At 44.3% G+C, this 19,461-nt stretch carries 16 protein-coding genes and 5 pseudogenes; 9 read left to right on the forward strand and 12 right to left on the reverse strand.

Annotated elements, in window-relative coordinates; genetic code table 11:
* Positions 1 to 239: 239 nt before the first annotated feature.
* Positions 240 to 515 (forward strand): hypothetical protein, encoded by a 276-nt coding sequence (locus tag CS022_RS02280; RefSeq protein ID WP_235869198.1) that lies wholly within the window; start codon positions 240 to 242, stop codon positions 513 to 515.
* A gap of 150 nt (positions 516 to 665) precedes the next feature.
* On the opposite strand, the pseudogene arsJ reads toward CS022_RS02280, so the two are convergent.
* Both arsJ and CS022_RS02290 read right to left on the reverse strand, forming a co-directional pair.
* A pseudogene (gene arsJ / locus CS022_RS02285) lies at positions 666 to 1,900 on the reverse strand (organoarsenical effux MFS transporter ArsJ).
* Positions 1,900 to 2,916: an ArsJ-associated glyceraldehyde-3-phosphate dehydrogenase gene (locus tag CS022_RS02290; protein WP_129120923.1), complete on the reverse strand. Its 1,017-nt coding sequence runs from the start codon at positions 2,914 to 2,916 to the stop codon at positions 1,900 to 1,902. Before CS022_RS02290 ends, arsJ begins: the two are co-directional and overlap by 1 nt.
* Before the next feature lie 359 nt (positions 2,917 to 3,275).
* On the opposite strand from CS022_RS02290, the gene CS022_RS27075 reads away from it, so the two are divergent.
* The gene (locus tag CS022_RS27075) at positions 3,276 to 3,407 is read left to right on the forward strand and encodes a hypothetical protein (RefSeq protein ID WP_268967848.1); all 132 of its coding nucleotides are present in this window, start codon (positions 3,276 to 3,278) and stop codon (positions 3,405 to 3,407) included.
* A 55-nt stretch (positions 3,408 to 3,462) separates the two neighbouring features.
* On the opposite strand, the gene CS022_RS02295 is transcribed toward CS022_RS27075, so the two are convergent.
* Both CS022_RS02295 and CS022_RS02300 read right to left on the reverse strand, forming a co-directional pair.
* On the reverse strand, positions 3,463 to 3,909 hold the full coding sequence (locus CS022_RS02295; protein ID WP_129120924.1) for a hypothetical protein: 447 nt from the start codon (positions 3,907 to 3,909) through the stop codon (positions 3,463 to 3,465).
* Between the two features lie 20 nt (positions 3,910 to 3,929).
* Positions 3,930 to 4,214 carry a hypothetical protein gene (locus CS022_RS02300; protein WP_129120925.1) on the reverse strand — a complete coding sequence of 95 codons (285 nt, stop codon included), beginning with the start codon at positions 4,212 to 4,214 and terminating at the stop codon, positions 3,930 to 3,932.
* Positions 4,215 to 4,434: 220 nt separating this feature from the next.
* Here CS022_RS02300 and CS022_RS02305 point away from each other — a divergent pair, with 220 nt between their 5' ends.
* From CS022_RS02305 to CS022_RS02330, 6 genes and pseudogenes are all read left to right on the forward strand, one after another.
* Positions 4,435 to 5,379, forward strand: a complete 945-nt coding sequence (locus tag CS022_RS02305; protein ID WP_129120926.1) for an esterase/lipase family protein — start codon at positions 4,435 to 4,437, stop codon at positions 5,377 to 5,379.
* A 408-nt stretch (positions 5,380 to 5,787) separates the two neighbouring features.
* Positions 5,788 to 6,725 (forward strand): annotated as a pseudogene (locus CS022_RS02310) (alpha/beta fold hydrolase).
* 302 nt (positions 6,726 to 7,027) lie between these two features.
* Positions 7,028 to 7,444: an NUDIX domain-containing protein gene (locus CS022_RS02315; RefSeq protein WP_235869200.1), complete on the forward strand. Its 417-nt coding sequence runs from the start codon at positions 7,028 to 7,030 to the stop codon at positions 7,442 to 7,444.
* A 299-nt stretch (positions 7,445 to 7,743) separates the two neighbouring features.
* Positions 7,744 to 8,739: a cytochrome-c peroxidase gene (locus CS022_RS02320; RefSeq protein WP_129120927.1), complete on the forward strand. Its 996-nt coding sequence runs from the start codon at positions 7,744 to 7,746 to the stop codon at positions 8,737 to 8,739.
* A 311-nt stretch (positions 8,740 to 9,050) separates the two neighbouring features.
* Positions 9,051 to 11,256: pseudogene (gene katG / locus CS022_RS02325) on the forward strand (catalase/peroxidase HPI).
* Between the two features lie 276 nt (positions 11,257 to 11,532).
* Positions 11,533 to 12,309, forward strand: a complete 777-nt coding sequence (locus CS022_RS02330) for a methyltransferase domain-containing protein (protein ID WP_129120928.1) — start codon at positions 11,533 to 11,535, stop codon at positions 12,307 to 12,309.
* A 127-nt stretch (positions 12,310 to 12,436) separates the two neighbouring features.
* Here CS022_RS02330 and CS022_RS02335 read toward each other — a convergent pair whose 3' ends face one another.
* The 5 genes from CS022_RS02335 to CS022_RS02355 all read right to left on the reverse strand — a co-directional run bounded on the left by CS022_RS02335 (position 12,437) and on the right by CS022_RS02355 (position 16,010).
* Positions 12,437 to 12,868: a hypothetical protein gene (locus CS022_RS02335; RefSeq protein ID WP_129120929.1), complete on the reverse strand. Its 432-nt coding sequence runs from the start codon at positions 12,866 to 12,868 to the stop codon at positions 12,437 to 12,439.
* 73 nt (positions 12,869 to 12,941) lie between these two features.
* Complete coding sequence (locus CS022_RS02340; RefSeq protein ID WP_161569532.1) at positions 12,942 to 13,727, reverse strand: glutathione binding-like protein; 786 nt, start codon at positions 13,725 to 13,727, stop codon at positions 12,942 to 12,944.
* A gap of 49 nt (positions 13,728 to 13,776) precedes the next feature.
* The gene (locus CS022_RS02345; protein ID WP_129120931.1) at positions 13,777 to 14,088 is read right to left on the reverse strand and encodes a glutathione S-transferase family protein; all 312 of its coding nucleotides are present in this window, start codon (positions 14,086 to 14,088) and stop codon (positions 13,777 to 13,779) included.
* A gap of 127 nt (positions 14,089 to 14,215) precedes the next feature.
* Positions 14,216 to 14,746: an NADPH-dependent FMN reductase gene (locus CS022_RS02350; protein ID WP_129120932.1), complete on the reverse strand. Its 531-nt coding sequence runs from the start codon at positions 14,744 to 14,746 to the stop codon at positions 14,216 to 14,218.
* A gap of 49 nt (positions 14,747 to 14,795) precedes the next feature.
* Entirely contained in the window at positions 14,796 to 16,010 is a 1,215-nt protein-coding gene (locus CS022_RS02355) for an MFS transporter (protein WP_201746189.1), read from the reverse strand.
* Positions 16,011 to 16,296: 286 nt separating this feature from the next.
* On the opposite strand from CS022_RS02355, the gene soxR reads away from it, so the two are divergent.
* A complete protein-coding gene (soxR, locus tag CS022_RS02360) occupies positions 16,297 to 16,734 on the forward strand; it encodes a redox-sensitive transcriptional activator SoxR (protein ID WP_129120933.1) in 438 nt (145 codons plus the stop codon).
* Between the two features lie 76 nt (positions 16,735 to 16,810).
* Here the strand turns inward: soxR and CS022_RS02365 are convergent.
* The 3 genes and pseudogenes from CS022_RS02365 to CS022_RS02375 form a co-directional block, all read right to left on the reverse strand.
* Positions 16,811 to 17,871 (reverse strand): annotated as a pseudogene (locus CS022_RS02365) (succinylglutamate desuccinylase/aspartoacylase family protein).
* Positions 17,858 to 18,762 (reverse strand): annotated as a pseudogene (gene rimK / locus CS022_RS02370) (30S ribosomal protein S6--L-glutamate ligase). The pseudogenes CS022_RS02365 and rimK overlap by 14 nt, the downstream one beginning before the upstream one ends.
* On the reverse strand, positions 18,762 to 19,208 hold the full coding sequence (locus CS022_RS02375) for an ATP-dependent zinc protease family protein (protein WP_201746190.1): 447 nt from the start codon (positions 19,206 to 19,208) through the stop codon (positions 18,762 to 18,764). The pseudogene rimK and the gene CS022_RS02375 overlap by 1 nt, the downstream one beginning before the upstream one ends.
* Positions 19,209 to 19,461 lie beyond the last annotated feature (253 nt).

Genomic DNA, 19,461 nt, shown 5'->3' on the forward strand with positions numbered 1-19,461 from the left:
TCCAAACTTGTTCAGAGAAAATTCACTATTTACTTATAAAAAAGCGCTTAGAATCGCAACGGAAAATTAAGAAGCTTGCAAATAAAAATAAGTAAAATTGCGGACTGCAACGCCAAGGATGAATTGATACGCTATATCGAGTGAGTTGTTGGATGTATGACCAGTAGCGGTCCGTAGCTTTTCACTCTTCAGTGATAACGACAATAAAAACTATTTTGGCTAGATAAAGAGACTGACATTTGAAACATAAAAAAACACCAAAAACCACGTTCCCTCTCGATTTCTTCGGTGAGGATAATGCCTGGCGTTTTGCTGTCAGAGCTGAGGATAAAAGTGAAGTATTGGATGCCTTGTTCTGGCGGTCATACCTTTCGATGCGCCGTAAGGAGGTCAACTTATTCAGTTCTGCTATCGATACATTTAGCTATGAAAGTTATGAATCTTCACCGTGCCGCCGAAATTTGTGCCTCTCAAGGCGTGATGATGACCATAAAAATGATGGGCCCAGTCGTTAACGTTCGAGAACTCAATCGGCTTTTTCAGAAAGGCGCTCATCATACTGACGTCCGTGCAGCGTAATGAAAATAAAAGGAGCTGTTGTGGCTCCTTTTATTTTTAGGTATTGATGAGTGACTCTTCCTACGCGACCGTTGCCAGGCTTGAGACTACTGCACTGCGGCGTTACGTGTATTTGGTAGTTTCAAAGAGATTACACTTGCTACGGCGAGCATAATTGAAGAGGCTAACAGACAAGCTTCTAAGCCATACAACTGATAAATCGACCCTGAGAGTACTGTGCCCAATAGTCGTCCCATAGCATTAGCCATATAGTAGAAACCAACATCCATTGAAACGCCATCTTCTCTTGCATAGCTGACTATTAAGTAACTGTGCAACGAGGAGTTAATAGCGAAGATAACACCGAACAACAAAAGACCACCTAATACGCTGAAGTAAGGCGAATAACCCCACGCTAAAGACATAGCAATGCTGATTGGAATCGCGGCTAAGACTGCAGCCCAGCCTGAGACAACAAGACGTCCCGGTACAACTCCCTCAGCCTTACCTGTGAGCTTCGGTGCCTGTGTTTGTACAATGCCGTAGCCAATCACCCATAGTGCCAGAAAACCACCTACCCACCAGTGATCCCACTGAAACTCAGAGGCGAGATAAACAGGTAGTGCAACAACAAACCACACATCTCTAGCTCCGAATAGGGCCATTCTGGCTGCTGATAGGATATTTATCTCACTGCTCTTCGAAAAAACCTCAGAAAATTTAGGTTTACTCTTTGCTTTACCTAAATCAGCTTTCAAAGTAACTAAGCTTGCAACCCAGACAGCTGAAAGGGCGATAGCCATAGCCATAACCGCGCTGGAGAAGCCAAGAACAGACAAAAGAGCGCCTCCCAAAAAGAAGCCTAAGCCTTTCAGTGCATTTTTCGAACCCGTCAGAACTGCAACCCACTTATACAATTTGCCCTCAGCGTTTGCAGGCACGAGCTGTTTCACCGCACTTTTGGCACTCATTTTGTTCAAGTCTTTTGCGATACCTGAAAGCGCCTGAGCTACCATTACCCAAATCACTGTTAGGTAGTCAGCCGGAACCAGTAACATAGATAAGGCAATTATTTGCAATGCCAAACCTATATTCATCGTACGGTTGAGGCCAATACGAGCACCCAGCCAACCGCCGAGCAAGTTGGTAATAACACCAAAAAACTCATAGAAAAGGAACAAGCTGGCAATGGCGAGCGGAGAGTAGCAAGAGAATGAAAGTGCAAGACCACTAACATTCTCAATGCGCCATCCGTCAATGTGAATGCCCAGTAGTTACCTGTAACTATGAGATATTGTTTGATGCCATCTGGTAAGGCTGACAGCGGTTTACCTGTGGCCATTAAGCGTTATCCTGATCCATACGGCCAACCATCAAAGCCAACTCCGCAGTTCGGGTTGCGTATCCCCATTCATTGTCATACCAGACATAGAGTTTTACCTGAGTTTCGTTCACAACCATTGTTGACAGCGCATCAATGATCCCAGAGCGCGGGTCAGTACGATAATCAACAGACACCAGCGGGCGCTCCTCATAACCCAAGATTCCTTTTAGTTCGCCTTCTGCTGCATCCTGAAGAAGCTGATTAACCTCGGCTTCACTGGTTGCACGATTTACTTCGAACACACAGTCTGTCAGCGAAGCATTCGTCAGCGGTACGCGCACGGCGTGGCCATTCAGGCGACCTTTTAACTCTGGGAAGATATGAGTAATGGCAGTAGCAGAACCGGTCGTTGTCGGGATCAGGCTTGTGCCGCAAGAGCGCGCACGACGCAGATCGGCGTGGGGTGCATCAATGATAGTCTGCGTGTTTGTAATGTCATGGATAGTCGTCATCGAGCCATGTTTGATCCCTAGATTTTCATGGATGACCTTAACGACAGGAGCCAGACAGTTTGTTGTGCAAGATGCAGCTGTGACGATGGGATGGTCAGCTTGATTGTACTCGTGATGATTTACACCCATGACGATATTCAGTACACCGTCTTCTTTAACAGGCGCCGTAACGACAACGCGCTTAACGCCTTGTTCTAGGTATTTTGTCAAAAGTGCACTGGTTTTCATTTTGCCAGATGCTTCAACCACCAAATCACAGCCTGACCAGTCAGTTCCCTCAATCGTGGTATTTTTGCTGGTTGAAATTTGGTGATCGCCAACGAAAATGGTCTCAGCTTCTGCATGCGCTTCATGAGTCCATTTACCATGTACAGAGTCAAAATTTACAAGGTGGGCAAGAGTGGTCGCATCACCAGCAGGGTCGTTGATATGGATGATTGAGACGTCTTCAGCGTCAAAGAGGTTTCTGAAAGTCAGGCGGCCCATACGGCCAAATCCATTAATACCAATTTTGATGGTCATGTTAATCCTTAAGTGTCATGTAGTCAGCAATATAAGCTGTCTTAGTGGCAAAGTAACAAGTCGTACAATACATATGGCAAATCATATATGGATGATATCCGATTTAATATTTCATTTTTATTACATAGAAAGTAGGAAATATTGTTGGCCAAGCGTTGATATTCACTCTGTGTCCTTTGCTGAATGGAAATTCATCAAATAGTGATGAATATAGATACTTGTGCCGCAAAAATGGGGCAGTGATTGGGATTTGAATGTTTAGATAGCTATAACACACCGCTTCGTTACAAACGGTTTACAGCCGCTCAGTAAATTTGATTTAGATGAGAACATGCTGACGGTGGGATAAGGAGAACAGAATGAACCGAGCAACAGTCGCAAGGACAGCAGCTAGACCCGCAGCGCGTGCACCACGTTCATGGACGTCACAACCCGTACAAAAGTCACCCAATGCCTATGCACCTGTGCGACACGCACCGGTGAAAAGTTAATACGGATGAGTGGTATGGTCGGCACCGTGCACGAATCGATGCCGACACACATGTTTTAAAAGAGTTTGTAAAGAATCGGCATCGCGGCCACATTATTCGCTTCAAAGTTTTCTAGCACATACTTTCTGAACGTTGATTTGAAAATCAAAGAAGGCAAAATCTCTCTCAATGAGCCCCATCGACAGTGATTAATGACTGTGTATTTTGACTCACTCTTCTCACATGGCAGCAGTAACGTAGAGTTATCAAGCTGCGTTTCTGCTTCAAACCAGCCTGCGGTGTAGTTCCAAACCCCTAAGTTTTGTTCAACGTTGTCTGCGAAAAAATAATTAAAAAGAAATACGCCTTGTTTTGAGTGATCGACAGGCCCAATACGGCTAGCATTTGATGCACTTATCTCATGAGTATATGAGGAAAGCGTATTAATCTCAGACAGCATACTAATGAATTCACTGCTGCTGCGCAGGTCTTCCTCTGCAATCTTTGATTCGCATTCAATCAATACAACGAGATCAAAGTTTGCTATGTGGACTTCGTTTTTCCTTTGCTTGATGAAATTGCCTCTACCGGTGGGATCAAGATAGCGCTAAACACATGAGCGCCGATGATTCCGTCTATCTCTGAGAGTTTGCTGCAGGCGGATTTTACATCAGTGAGAAGCCTTTTTTTTGTTTTGCTGTTGGGCAAAAAAGGCTGACCTGAGTCCACATCTGCTGCGATATGAATAAACCTGGACTCTGATGGGCTAATCAAGGTGACTTCTGGAAAGCTGAGGTGTTCATTTACGAGGGTGAGTGCTTTTGCCATTGTATGCCAAATCCGTTTCAGTTGTGTCTCAAGCACACGTTGAGTGCCAAGGTTAACTGATAATGTCTTTGTTATTTGTGAGTTTTGTGGCGACTGCTTCACTGCCGGAGAACATTTCAAGAGTATCACAATTGATATAAGAAATTAGTTGAGTATAGATTAACCTAAAATCTGTCTAATTTAGTAGATGCTAATTATATATATTTTTTAGTTAGGAGATTTGAAATTGAAAGTTTATGTACTTGTATTTTTCTTACTCGTTTCTTCACAGGCCCACTGTTTTTCAGATGTTAACCAAACTTCAACATCCAGTTACACAAAAACGAAATATCCACTTGTTTTGGTCCATGGTTTCAATGGATATACCCATCAGGCCTATATCGTTGAGTACTGGTTCGGTATCGTTGAATCTCTCTCAAAAGATGGCGCTTCAGTGTTTCCGGTACTTGTCTCTGCCGTACAAGGTACAGAAATTCGTGGAGAACAGTTATTGAGTTCGGTGGAGAAAATCATTGCCGCAACGGGGGCGGAGAAAGTGAATCTTATTGGTCACAGCCACGGGGCATTGACTGCACGTTATGTTGCTGGCGTTGCGCCTGATTTAGTGGCTTCTGTCACCAGTGTTGCGGGTGTCAATAAAGGATCTGAACTTGCTGACTTTATTAGAAGTATTGTGAAAGAGGAAACTATTCTTGAAGATTTTGTCGCTTCTATAGTCAATGTGATTGGCGGAACGACGAGTTTTTTGTCAGGGAATGGTTCGTTAACTCAAAATGCAGTAGCTGCTGTTGACTCTTTAACAACAAAAGGAGTGAGAAAGTTCAACAAGCGATATCCTTATGGTGTGAATTCTGATTGTAAGAGTTCGTCTTCACTTGCGTCAAACGGGATTCACTACTTCTCTTGGGGAGGCAAAAGTACAGTGACCAATATATTAGATCCATCAGACTTGGGTCTTCTCATCTCAGGCGGGATTGTAGGTGGTAAGAATGATGGTCTTGTTCGAACGTGTAGCAGTCATCTTGGTAAGGTTTTGGGTAAACCTTACAGAATGAATCATCAAGATGTCGTAAATCAGACAATGGGTCTAAGAGATGCTTCAGAAATTGACCCCGTCACACTCTTTCGCCAGCATGCGAATCGCTTAAAGTCACTCGGATTATAGGGCGTTTCCAAAATCTGCTGAGTAGTTTGCCTTTCATTACTCAGCAGCTTTCCATATCACCTCCCCCAAAAAAATAATAGACGTTGATAATGACTTGGGATCTTACGCGCCTATCTGTGATCTTCCTTTCAACATATCTCTCATAACTGACTATATTTATAGTCCGAATTGACTATGAATATTTGCAAAATTGATGCTGGCTACTACTTTAATAATTCGAGCTTTAACTTTAATACCTATTAGGACATATAAATTTTCTGAATTCATTGTGTAAGTTTTTCTTAAATGACCATTTAGTCTCAAAAGTGATTCAGTGGTTTTAGGTGAGAAGAACTAGCTTTAGAAAAAGCTAATTAACACAAATTTTCGCCAAAGAGCGAAAAGACAAAAAATAGTATGAGGGATGAAATGAAAAAATGGATATTTTTATTGCTGACCCTACTGTTTAGTGGCGTCGCGAATGCCGCTGTAGATCCAAGTAGTGCCGCAGAAAAAGGATACACTGAAACTAAATACCCCATCATTCTTGTGCATGGTTTCTCAGGGTTCGACAGATTGGTGGTACTAGATTATTGGTTCGGTATCTCCGAGGCTCTGACGAAAGACGGTGCCTCTGTGTATGTCGCTCATATTTCGGCCGTAAATAGCTCGGAATTGCGGGGTGAGCAGTTGATGGAGCAGGTCAAAGATATTTTGGCTACTACAGGTGCAAGTAAAGTTAATCTATTTGGTCACAGTCATGGCGCGCCTACTTCAAGGTATGTAGCAAGTGTTTACCCGGAGTTGGTTGCATCCGTCACCAGTATTGGTGGTGCTAACGGGGGCTCTGAGTTTGCTGATTTCTTGAGGCGATTGGGTAACAAAGGGTCCGCCGTGGAAACTTCGCTTGCAACGTCGGTGCAAATACTCGGACATATCATATCGTTTTTGTCGGGAAACAAAACATTGCCGCAGGATGCGCTGGCAGCGCTGGGATCGCTGACGACAGATGGCGCTAAGACATTTAATGCCGCTCATCCAGAAGGTGTGCCGATGAACTGTGAGAGCCTACCTTCTCTTGCAAGTAATGGTGTTCACTATTTTTCTTGGTCAGGCACGAGTATTCTCACCAATGTGTTTGATCCTTCAGATTATGCCTTACTTCCATCAGGCTTATTATCGGTGGTGAGAACGATGGTTTGGTTAGTCGTTGCAGTAGCCGATTAGGAAAAGTCATTCGCGACAATTACAACATGAATCACCTCGATCAGATTAATCAGACTCTCGGTTTCCATGCATTGTTTGAGACAGACCCTATCAGTGTCTATCGCCAACAAGCAAACCGTTTAAAAAGCATAGGGCTCTAGCCTCTTACGCCAATTATCTCTTCACAGCAGCGGTATGCTTGCTGGTAGAGATAATTGGTAACTTGTATCTCACACAAAACGGAATATATTACCCCGCTGTTTCTCTGAATTACCCCTCTAAATACCCAGCTATGTTTATCTCTGCGCATCAATACATTCTTTCAATTTTTTATGAGGTTATCAGTGGCAGCAGATGTTGAGTGCTGAGTCGAAATAGTTAGTAAGACCTTGAACCCTGACTTGTAGCAAGGCTTTGCATGTCCTAACGTAGCGTTTTCCAGCACCTACAAAGGCTTAAACGTTTGTCGCATATCAATCATGTATCATCAAGGGTCAGTATTCTGTTGATCAATCACGACGAAATGTTACTCATTAAAAGAATCAAAGGTGATCGTGTTTATTGGGTATTCCCCGGTGGTAGCGTGGAAGAGGGGGAGACGTTAGAAGAGGCCTTGGTCAGGGAGGCTCGTGAAGAGACTGATTTGGTGATTACCGAGTGGTCGCCAGTGTTTTCAATTTTTACTGATGGCAGGAAAGCGCACTTTTATTTATGTCCAACATCATGTCGAACTGTTCAATTAGGTGATGGACCCGAAAAGCTCAGGCAATCTGCTCATAACCGTTATGAACTGCAATGGACCAAAATATCAGAAGTCTGTCATCTCGAGCTTTTTCCCCTGGAGGGAAAGTATCTGGCGATACAGTTTCTCTCATCGTGACTAGATAACATTTTCTGAGTCAGGTTATCTAAGCAACATAAAACGACGTCTAAAAAGTAAGACTTAAGATTTGAAAGTATCTTAATTCGTATCGTCTCCACCGTTCAGAAAAGCAATATAACTGACGATAAAATATGACAAAAAGATAGGTAAAATCAAAAATTTACATTCTGATTTGACGATTGTTACTACAGTAAATGATTTGTAAAAACGATTGCTGCCATCGTTTATTTCAAATGTTATCCCTTGAACCTTTATGTCTATACTCGCAGACATCATGTGGTTTATTGGTATTCGCTATGAAAATCTTTTTGGTTATCAGTACAGCGTTGAATCTGTTGCTATTTCCTCAATACGCAACTGCCGAAGACAGTTTGTACGTTCTGGCCAATACACTTTTCGGACAGATGCCGAAACATATGCCAGACAGTGAGCATGATACGGAAAAGAGGATTCAACTCGGGCGAGCGTTGTATTTCGATACACACTTTTCTGCGAACAACACTCAATCTTCCAACTCGTGCCATAACCTGACTGATACCAAAACAGGAACTGAAAATAGATCGGTATCTGTTGGCGCAAAGGGTTTAGCAGGACGAAGAAACAGCCCTACGACATGGAATGCGGGCTTTCAATTTGTTCAGTTTTGGGACGGACGCAGTCCAGATCTTGTGTCTCAAGCTGGCAACCCATTACTGAATCCGATAGAAATGGCCCTCGCTTCGAAAGATGAATTGGTTGAGAAACTTACTGAGGCTGGTTATCAAGACCTCTTCGACGCTGCATTTCCTAAACATGATGAATCACTGACTTTTGAAAATACATTAGAAGCTTTGGCCGCTTTTCAACGAACGCTTATTACACGTGATAGGTTTGACCAATATTTAGCAGGTGACTTAGATGCTATTAACGCGCAAGAAAAGCGAGGATTAAAATCGTTTATCACTGTTGGCTGTAATGCCTGTCACAATGGCCCTTTATTAGGTGGTGAGTTGTTCATGAAAATGGGCTTGGTGAACCCATACCCCAATAAACAGGACAAGGGGCGTGCAGAGATAACCGGAAACCCAGCCGATAACTTTTTATTCAAAGTCCCTACTCATAGGAATGTGGCAAAGACTGCGCCGTATTTTCATGATGGTGCAGTGTTTAGCCTTGAACAGGCAGTTCAAGACACAGCTTGGCATCAATTGGGAGTAACGCTGAAACCTGAAGAAGTAGAGGACATTACGGCATTTTTCCATACTTTCAACAACACCAGAAATATTAATGGTGTGAACGTAAATGGGTTGTAGGAAATCTTAAGTATAAGGAGGTGGAAACATCATACACCGTTAAGTTACACATAACGTTCAAATGGATTGAATTACCAGAAACTAGAGGCCGTCATCAATATTAAAAATTGATGGGTAGCTTTTATATCTTCTGATAATCACAGTGAAGGTGAATCGTTTCTAATTTTCGTTCTGATCTTTTATTTCGGCAGACTGCCGACGTCGATGTTTGCCAAATAGTTTTCTTATCCGTTTATCTGGCAGAAAACATCGTGAATTAAATGCAAATAATGCATGTCGTTCAAACGACATCAGAGCAAAGGAGCAATTCAATGTTTAAGCAAACTCTTATCGCCGCCGCACTCTCGGGTGCATTATTAAGTGGCTATCTTCACGCTGATGAAGCGAAATCGAACCAGTTTTGGTGGCCTGAACAATTAAACCTTAATCCATTAAGGGACCACGATAAATCGTCGAATCCGATGGATGATAATTTTAACTATGCTGCGGCGTTTAATCGCCTTAATCTTGCCGACGTCAAGAAAGACATCGATTCTGTTTTGACAACTTCTCAAGACTGGTGGCCAGCAGATTATGGCAATTATGGCCCCTTCTTCATCCGAATGGCATGGCATGCTGCAGGCACCTATCGCGTTCATGATGGCCGAGGAGGCGCTGGTGGAGGTCAGCAACGTTTCGACCCGTTGAATAGCTGGCCTGATAACGTCAACCTCGATAAAGCCAGAAGGCTGCTCTGGCCTATTAAGCAAAAGTATGGAGCAAGCCTTTCATGGGGCGACTTAATGGCCTTAACAGGTAACGTGGCCTTAGAAAACATGGGCTTCAAGACATTTGGTTTCGCGGGTGGGCGAACGGACGATTGGGAACCCGATTTGGTCTATTGGGGGCCAGAGGAGCAATTTCTCGCTGATGAGCGAAGAGACAGCAAAGGGAATTTAAAAGGCCCTCTTGCAGCAGTGCAAATGGGTCTTATTTATGTCAATCCTGAAGGTCCGGGAGGGGTGCCTGACCCGATTGCTGCGGCAAAAGATATTCGTCAGTCGTTTGGACGAATGGCAATGAATGATGAGGAAATTGTTGCCCTTATCGCTGGTGGTCATACGTTTGGTAAGGCTCACGGGAAAAGAAGCCCGGAAGGCTGTGTGGGAGCGGAGCCAGCAGCTGCGCCGACAGAAGAGCAGGGATTTGGATGGAGGAACAAATGTGGGACAGGTAAGGGGGGCGATACGATATCAAGTGGTCTAGAAGGTGCGTGGACGGTAACTCCAACCCGTTGGACAACGAACTATCTCGACAACCTCTTCAACTTTAACTGGGTGCTTACTGAAAGTCCCGCAGGTGTCAAACAATGGATACCAGACAATAAAGCGGCCGCACTTTTGGTCCCTGACGCTCACGATCCAACCAAGCGTCATGCGCCAATCATGTTTACTACCGATATTGCCCTTAAAGAAGATCCCGCGTTTCGAAAAATAGCAGAGGGATTCCGACAAGCTCCTGAGTTCTATCAGCAGGCGTTCGCCAAAGCTTGGTTCAAACTCAATCATCGCGACCTGGGACCGAGAGCTCGTTATCTTGGTAGTGAAGTACCCAAAGAGATTTTGTTGTGGCAAGACCCTATTCCTGATGTCGATCATCCTCTCATCAGTGCAGAGCAGGCGAATGAACTCAAAGCGACATTCTGGCGTCAGGGTTGACAGTGCCTGAGTTGGTAAGAACGGCATGGGCGTCGGCTTCCAGTTTCCGCGGTACCGATATGCGTGGCGGAGCAACGGGGCCAGAGTCATGTTAGAACCACAAAAAGACTGGGAAGTGAATAACCCGAAAGAGCTCAAGAAGGTATTGTCTGCCTTAGGTGAGATTCAACAGACATTTAATACGTCGTCAGGTGCCGCCAAGGTTTCTATGGCTGATCTTATTGTCTTGGGTGGCGCTGCTGCTGTAGAAAAGGCAGCAAAAGATGCAGGCCGTAGTGTTCAGGTTCCTTTTACACCGGGACGAGCAGACGCGTCACAAGCGATGACTGATATTGCCTCCTTCAATGTCATGACGCCAAACGCTGATGGCTTTAGAAACTACTTTGGTAAAGATAACTATCGCTCTCCTGCCGATATGCTTGTCGATAAAGCCGACATGTTGACATTGACCGCACCGGAAATGTCGGTGTTGCTCGCCGGTATGCGTTCGATGGATGCCAATTATAAAAGTCAGCCACATGGTGTTTTCACCAATAAACCCGGTACGTTAACCAATGACTTTTTTGTCAATCTATTGGATATGTCGACGGTATGGAAAAAGTCCAATACGACAAACGGTATCTATGAAGGATTCGACCGGTTGTCAGGTGATAGGAAGTGGACAGCAACGCCTGTTGATCTGATTTTCGGGTCAAATTCTGAGTTAAGAGCTGTTGCCGAGTACTATGCCTCAGATGATGCGGAAGATAAATTTGTCGACGACTTTGTTATTGCGTGGAACAAGGTAATGAACAACGACAGATTCGACCTTAAACAATAAAAATAGATAGCAGGCTCTTTTGACTGCTATTGACGAAAGGCTGCATGAGAGTGCGGCCTTTTTTTGGTTTATCAGGACAGTTAAAGTGTGTGAATTTCACCCACTTTTTCATGCGTTTTGATAAAACTCAGGAGACAGTTAACTGAATCATTTTCCCATCAATTTGACACCAAATCATTGTGAGCTGAGCACAATTTAAAAAAGAGCCCTTGTCGTATTCTGCCTTTCCGAAGAATAAGCAGCATTGATGCAGCAAAGATTGGTTAGGAGCAGTTTATGGATGACTTTTATCTCGATGAGAAAGGGCTTGGGGGCTATTTTGAAGCTGAATGGCTGGATAAGTTAAAAGCACTCAATGTGGCAAAACCACTTGATTGTAGAATGAAGGATGTACCAGAAGATTTTGCGGTATCCACATCCACAAGTGTTGTTGCAAACTTCATTGAGAGAAACCTACAAGATGCCGGAGTGGCTCCTCAGACTGCCCTTGAAGTGGGCCCAGCGTTGGGACGAAATTGCTATGAATTGATCCAGCGTTTCCCAAGCGTCGAATATGCCACACTTGTAGAGCCATCATTTCGATTGCTGAGTAATCTGAAGAAAATTCTGATCGATGGGGATGGTTGTAATTTTAGCTACATACATGCGTATAAAAACATTAAAGAGTTCTATTTTTCGACGCGTGATTTTAGTGATGCTTGCGAACATGTGACGTTCAATTGTCTTAATTCAACGTTTGACTCAGAGACCGTTTCCGATACGTTTGATGTAACTATGTGCATGAATGTTCTCGATCAATGTGAATCGCCGAATGAGATTGTTCTTGGTCTAAAAGAGGCAACAAATAAGGGCGGTGTGCTGTTTCTTTCTTGCACATACCAGTGGAAAAAATACCACTTTGATGATGAATCTGTGCCACTAAATGATATCAACGATTACTTTGGTGACGGATGGGAAAAGTTAGATGAATCAGATTATGAATATAAAATTCGTTTTAACGAAAGGTTCTCAAGGCTATTCATGACTCATATTGTGGCGTATAGAAAGAAATAAAGAATCCAAGTAATACAGGCAGGAATGCGACCTAATACATGTCCTGAGTAAAAGAGATATGTAGTCACCAACGCGCAGACCAAAGGCTTGCGCGTTGGTGTACACCGTACACGTAGATAACTAATTTCTACAAGCGATTAGAAATTGAAATATTGAGTGAGAAATTGTTCACATTACCCCGTCGCGCAAAAATGCGCATCTGCAACACCCTCAGGCGATAGCGACCATCATAAGGTAAAACGTACCCTTGACTGTCAGAACTTTTTAAGTGAACCGTGTCTTCAAAATGTCGGTTAAAGAGCATAGGCTCAAGTGTATTAGTGTTGCCTAAAATATCGTCATCTAAGTTTATCGCTAATGTTTGACCGGCTGTTGCATAGAACACAAAGTCTGTATACCCATACCCTCTTACCGTTCCCAAATAACTCGCTGACGAGGTACCCGGCTTAAACCTGACATCAACCAGATCCACGCCATTGTTTATATTTTGTCCGGCTAAACTGAATGAATGCCATGATAAAAGAAGAACTATTAAGGATGCCTTTAAACGTCGTGCCATAGTAAATCCTACAACCTGAAAAAAACCGAATCAATTTACCGGAAATCAACAGCTATATCTCTCCCTAATGCATCTAATTTCTTGGTTGTCCAAAAATCCAGATTGAAGGCGTGAATCCGGGTCTCTTTTGGTCCTTTGGTCGCCACGGCAACATATAGTTTTGGTCCATATTCACATCGATCACCTTAGCGTTGACGAATTGATCGAATCCCTCAACGTCATTGAAATATGTTCTAACCTTTTCTTTATGTTCTTTAGACAGGTCGTGAAAGGCTTTTTGAAGTTGGCAATAGCACCAAACGCGATAAGCAGTGGCTTTTGTGCCGTTGAATTGCAGGCTTTTACCAGCAAAATCAAAACGCTTTTGGTCTGCTAGATAGGCCTCGGCATTTTGTTTGAGGTAGGGGAGGTAATCGTTCGCAATTCTGTCGAGCATGGGGAGCCAAAATGGCTGCGTTGGCTCATGCCAAATTTGCTCTGCGGATAGTTTGTCTGGTTTTGCGTTCCAAAGTCTTGCCAACCACTCATAGGTATTCGGCGCCTGCATGCGCATTGTTTCAGCAGAGACGGGATCATTGCCAAAGTGACGGAACATCGACGCAAAGTAACCGTAGTCTGCAACACTCGGGTGAGAGCCCATGATGAAGGGCTGCTCTTCAAGCAGAGGTTCAAGGAACTCAAATTCACGGAACAGCATGTCGCGCACATCTGAGGTGTTTTTCCGATTGACGCCATCTTTCCATAACCACTCATTGAGCTGCCGGTAAGAAAACCACCATCCGGCTGGGCGTCCTAACCAAGGGTGAATTATTTCTGTCGCAATTGTCCATCCGAGAGTGCGTCTGCTTGTTTTGGGCACCCACCTCCACCACATCGCAGGCCGCCATAACCATTCATCACCATAGTCCTCAACAAGAAGAGCAAAAAAAACGCAATGCAGGATCTTTGGGTAATACAGGAACACCGCCATAGCATTCTTCAAGCCATTGGATCATGGGCGTAGAATCGAACAACCAGCGCCCATCTTTGGCTTCGAGTGCGGGCATTTTTTTCACCCCCGTATTCCAGTAAATTTTATTTAGCGTCCAGTGGTTCACTTCCTTTATGTTGAAGGGAATTTGTTTGTATTTCAGGTAGGCTTCGACCTTCCCACTGAAGTAGGAAATTTTTGAGCGGTAAAGCAACCAAGGTTCGGCTGGCTTATGATGACTATTAGGCATAGCGACGTCCTGTCTTATTGTTGTTTTTGACGTCAAGCATGGATTAGGTTGTGAATATTAGGTGTTTAATCGGTGAGACATGAAAGAAGGAACAGGCTGTTCTGTTCCTCATTGTGTGAAATTTCGATTAGAAGAGGTTCAATGTCGATATTGCGTGTTTCAGTTGAGCATTAATAGCAGGGTCATTTATCCGGCTATTTTTTTCATCAAATACATTATAAAAGTTGGCAACTGATAAACTGGCTTTAAGATCTGCTCCCATATATTTTGCAGATTCGACGGCAAAATTGAGAACGCTTTTCGCTCCCGCACCGCCGGGTGAGGTTGATAAAAATACTGCAGGCTTACTCTGAAATATCTTATGTTCTACGCGCGATGCCCAGTCATAAACATTCTTAAAAGCGGAGGTATAAACGCCGTTATATTCAGCAAAAGACACGATGACCACATCGGCATCCGCGATTTTACGGATAAAGTTCTTTGCTTTTTCTGGAATGCCGTTTTCATTCTCTTTGTCTATGCTGTAAATCGCCATTTCGTAATCATTGAGGTCAATGAGTTCAATCTGTGTGCTGCCCGTCAAAGACGCAGCGTATTTCGCCAATTGCTTATTGATAGACTGGCGGCTGTTTGTAGCGCCGAATGCTAATACTTTCATGAATTACTCCTTGTTAACATGGTAACGTATCCATCTGCTTTGAGAGCATTTATTGACTAAGAATGCTTTGGCTCAGTATTTGTGATCGTGATAACGAGAGCATGCCGAGGCCTGCAATCAGCATGACGATAGCGGCAATTAAGAAACCATAATTAGTGACATTGTAACTGCTTAGTAGTGCAATGATGACATAGCTAATCCCTTGCGCTGATGTCGAGAACAACTTCAGTCCACCGTCAACGCGGCCTCGCATATTCATTGGTATGGTGACATGAAGTAGGTTTGTTCTTGCTACTCGATTAAGCGCATTGAAGAAACCGATCCCAACGGTTAGAGCAATCAGAACCGTTGGAGACAACTGGTAGCTGATTAGAAACAGCAGTGCAGAAAGCATCAGTACTGATGATGTCATTGCATGCTCATGCGCCGTACGTTTTAAAATCCAGTTGATTGAAAAACCCATCAAAATACCGCCAATAGCAAAGGCCATATTCCATGACGCAAACCATGTCCCGCTGATTCCGATTTCAGAAACATAGATAGGAACGAGTCGAGCCAGATATGTCAGCATTGGATAGCCGAGACAAGACAGCAAGACGAACAGAAAGAATCGTGGTGACGACATAAATACTGACTTACTCTCTAGTATCTGCGAAGAGAACGCTCGCTTCTCACTTCCTGTTACCTTGCGTTGGTAAGGTGTTCTCCAAAAGCATAATTGGGCAAGAGCAAATAGCAGCGAGGTCAAAAGTGAAAACTGCACCATAGTCCAGTGTTCGAGTAGCAGAATACCCAAAACGCCTGTAATGAGAGAGGTACTATGCATGGTGATTTCTCTATGACCCGATATCTTTGGATACTCAGATTTTTGATAGTTCTCCTGAATGAATGCACTGTGGTTGGCCCACGCGATATCGTTTACCACCCAAAGAACCAGTTGGAATCCGGCCAGTAACCACACAGAGCCTAAATCGACTGAGAATAGCAACAAAATGAACAGCGCCGAGGTAAGCTTCGCAGCCTGTGTGGCAAGCAGAATTGCCTTTCGCGAATAACGGTCAATAATCGTTGAACTAACAGGCGTCGTTAAAAAGCTGATGATAGTGCATACCAGCGCTGTCATGGCGACAAAAGGCCCGCGGTCTACTTCTGACAACATGGCCCAAGGCAGGGCAAGCATCATCAAACCGCTCGACATACCATCGAATATTTGCCCGGTAAGGTAAGGAATGCTTCTGGCTTTCATTGAATGTGTATTTTTCATTTTCTATCCACGACGCAAGATTTAATGACACGATAAAACCTCAACATAGCTTTAGGTAAAGGGAGCATTGTTTTTTCAGAGCAGTCTGTGGAAGAAATGCGACTGATATCATTGATTTAAAAATATCAATCCGTCGGGTAAGCAATGATTATTGTGTTGGCTGAAGGGCGATTTCACTGTCCAAATGAAAGTGGAATATCTCTCGGAAAACTAACGTTGACCAAATACAAATATGCTTGATTATGCCAATCTAACCTCAACCAATGGTGAGGTTTTAGGTGATAGTATGGAGCTGTCTGTAGGGCAGGTTGCAAAACGTTCTGGTGTCGCTGTGTCGGCATTGCACTTTTATGAAAAAAAAGGACTCATTTTTAGTAACCGAAATGCGGGAAACCAAAGGCGCTATTCCAACTCGGTACTTCGGCGCGTTGCTGTCATCAAAACAGCACAACAATTAGGTATCTCTCTGGATGAAATTAAAGAGGTACTTGCCACCCTGCCACGTGAACGATCACCAAGCCGCGAAGATTGGTCAGAAATGGCTGAGATTTGGCGACAAGACCTTCAGCAGCGCATCGCCCGTTTGCAGCGGCTCAGTGAAAGCCTTGATTCTTGTATCGGTTGCGGTTGCCTCTCTCTCGACAAATGTGGGTTGAGAAATCCGGATGATGTGATGGGCAAAAAAGATAGTGGTGGCGTGTTATTGAGAGCATTGGAAGAGTGATTTATTGCTATCAGGCGTGATGAAAAAAGGCGTTGTCTGAAAGGACAACGCCTTTTGTTTACGTGATAGTCACCGGTTAACTGGTGCCGATCCCCCATTGGATTTCGTTATCGTCGTCGTCAGTGACGTAATCCAGATAACTCTCTACTTGTTCAGCAACCAATCTGTCAGGCTCTTCGAAGAAGGCAACATGGAAAATGGCGTCGCCTTCATTGACCAGCGGTAACGTTTGTTGTCCGATAACAATTCCCCCTTGCGGGGCAACAATCGCCATATCATTCGTCCCTGCAGGGTCACTGATCATTGCCAGTATCTGCCCCTTGCTGACACGTTGACCCAGGCCAACATGAGAGCGGAGAATACCGTCAGACTCAGCGCGCAGCCATCGTGTCGCTCGGGCGAGACAGGCTCGTAAGGCTTCTTCCGTTTATTCTGTCTGATCATCCCTAAATGGCGCATCACACGTTTAACCCCTTTAACGCCCGCTGTGATGGCATAAGGCTCAAAGCGGAGTGCTTCACCTGCTTCATAGGTAATCACAGGTATACCGATTTTTTCAGCTTCAGCTCTGAGTGAGCCACCACGCAAGGCTGCATCAACTACCACGGGTGTACCAAATGCAAACGCCATTTCTGCAGCCGCTTCATTCGACAAGTTTGCACGTATTTGCGGCAAGTTTGTCCGGTGAATGGCTGCAGTGTGAAGGTCAACGACATGTGTTGACAGGCTCACTACCTGATTAAAAAATTGATAAGCCAATCGACCCGCGATTGATCCTCTCTCAGCGCCCGGGAAACAACGGTTTAAATCGCGCCTGTCAGGCAGGTATCTCGACTTATGAATAAAGCCAAATACATTCACAACAGGGACAGCGATAACCGTGCCTTTGAGTTTCTTAGGGTCAATGATTTCGAGAATCTGACGCACGATCTCTACGCCGTTTAACTCATCGCCATGTATTGCTGCGTTGATCAGTAAAACAGGGCCCGGTTTTGTTCCATGTAATACATCGACTTTTACGCCGAGAGGCGAGTGGGTATAAAGCCTGGCGGCTTCAAGTTCCACACTTGCACGGGTACCCGGCTTTACTTCGATATCTGCAATTTTAAAGCTAGGGTGTTGATTAGCCTTTGGCACGTGTTGCTGTCCTCTGCGGTTTTGCCGTTTTTTCAATATAATCAATAATCATCGCGGCAACGTCTTTGCCGGTCGCTTTTTCTATACCTTCCAGACCCGGAGAGGAATTCACTTCCATCACTAACGGGCCTCTCTCAGAACGTAAGAGGTCGACACCTGCGACTCTCAGTCCCATCGCTTTCGCTGCGGTGACTGCGGTTCTTCTCTCTTGTGGTGAAATCTTTATCAGTGATGCCGAGCCACCCCGGTGAAGGTTCGAACGAAACTCCCCCGGTTGGGCCTGACGTTTCATCGCGGCAATCACTTTATCGCCAATGACAAAACACCGAATATCTGCGCCACCCGCTTCTTTGATGTACTCCTGCACCATGATATTGGCTTTCAAGCCCATAAACGCTTCAATAACACTCTCCGCCGCTTTCTTTGTTTCGGCAAGAACGACACCGATCCCTTGTGTGCCCTCGAGTAACTTAATGACGACGGGTGTACCCCCAACCATTTGAAGTAGATCTTTGATATCGCCCGGCTTACTCGCAAAACCCGTGACGGGCATGCCAATCCCTTTTCGAGAAAGTAATTGCAAAGACCTTAACTTATCTCGCGAACGTGTAATGGCCACAGAGTCATTCAGAGGGAATACTCCCATCATTTCAAACTGACGAAGGACGGCACAGCCATAAAATGTCACGGAGCACCAATACGCGGAATAATCGCGTCAAAGCCAACCAAATCTTCACCTTTCAAGTGGATTGAAGGTTGAGTCGAATTGATGTTCATGTAGCACCTAAGTGCGTCGATAATTTTGTACTCATGGCCTCTTTGTTCACAGGCTTCAATAAGACGCCTAGTTGAGTAAAGGTCTTTGTTGCGTGAGAGAATGCCTATTTTCATCACTTATCCTTATATACATCCAGAAGGTACGACGCCTCAGGATCAACAACACACCTGCCAGACATTGCGGTCCGGCCCAACAACATTTTAAATTTCATATTTGCTCTAGATATCAGGGTCATCTCGATAGGAAAGCTGATAGACCCGGCTTTTAAACGTGTTTCAATCACGTAGCGTTCAGTTTGATGCCCGCCAGAATCACGAACGTTTCTTACTGCTTTTACTATTGCCTCACAGGTAATGGCATCGCCTTGGTTCTTCTGGTCTGGATTCGAATCAAACTTGACCCAGAGTGCGCCATCTCGCGTGAATGTACTGATGTTTGTCGCATGCAAACAGGATGTTCTGGCTCCTGTATCAACCTTTGCTTTAATTGAAGGAATGTTAAGGTCCGGTAGCTCTACCCATTCTCTCCAACCAAGAGGTATTCGTTCGGTTTTGGTCATAGTCATGCCTATCCAAATTTCGCTGGATTTTCGTCTCACATCTGTTTTTCAGTCAATAAAATTAACTTCCGATTGCACGTTTAAGTGTAACCAAATGTAAGCTTTGATTTATCGAGGGAAAAGATTGCATAGTTAATTGCTGCCATTCTTGGGAGTGAAAGTAATCTATTGATTCACATAGACAGTTAGATGACAAAATATTTAAGTTCGAAGGTTTGTCTGAGAATCTCCATCACAGTTATCGCTAACAAAG

The organism is Veronia nyctiphanis, assembly GCF_004116385.1.
Classification (GTDB): domain Bacteria; phylum Pseudomonadota; class Gammaproteobacteria; order Enterobacterales; family Vibrionaceae; genus Veronia; species Veronia nyctiphanis.

Bases quoted from the DNA above. Each gene is read 5' to 3' on its own strand.
- CS022_RS02300 (WP_129120925.1), bottom strand. From the start codon at position 4,214: ATGGCAAAAGCACTCACCCTCGTAAATGAACACCTCAGCTTTCCAGAA.
- CS022_RS27075 (WP_268967848.1), top strand. From the start codon at position 3,276: ATGAACCGAGCAACAGTCGCAAGGACAGCAGCTAGACCCGCAGCGCGT.
- CS022_RS02290 (WP_129120923.1), bottom strand. From the start codon at position 2,916: ATGACCATCAAAATTGGTATTAATGGATTTGGCCGTATGGGCCGCCTG.
- CS022_RS02335 (WP_129120929.1), bottom strand. From the start codon at position 12,868: ATGGCACGACGTTTAAAGGCATCCTTAATAGTTCTTCTTTTATCATGG.
- CS022_RS02330 (WP_129120928.1), top strand. From the start codon at position 11,533: ATGGATGACTTTTATCTCGATGAGAAAGGGCTTGGGGGCTATTTTGAA.
- CS022_RS02355 (WP_201746189.1), bottom strand. From the start codon at position 16,010: ATGAAAAATACACATTCAATGAAAGCCAGAAGCATTCCTTACCTTACC.
- CS022_RS02345 (WP_129120931.1), bottom strand. From the start codon at position 14,088: ATGCCTAATAGTCATCATAAGCCAGCCGAACCTTGGTTGCTTTACCGC.
- CS022_RS02320 (WP_129120927.1), top strand. From the start codon at position 7,744: ATGAAAATCTTTTTGGTTATCAGTACAGCGTTGAATCTGTTGCTATTT.
- CS022_RS02350 (WP_129120932.1), bottom strand. From the start codon at position 14,746: ATGAAAGTATTAGCATTCGGCGCTACAAACAGCCGCCAGTCTATCAAT.
- CS022_RS02375 (WP_201746190.1), bottom strand. From the start codon at position 19,208: ATGACCAAAACCGAACGAATACCTCTTGGTTGGAGAGAATGGGTAGAG.
- soxR (WP_129120933.1), top strand. From the start codon at position 16,297: ATGGAGCTGTCTGTAGGGCAGGTTGCAAAACGTTCTGGTGTCGCTGTG.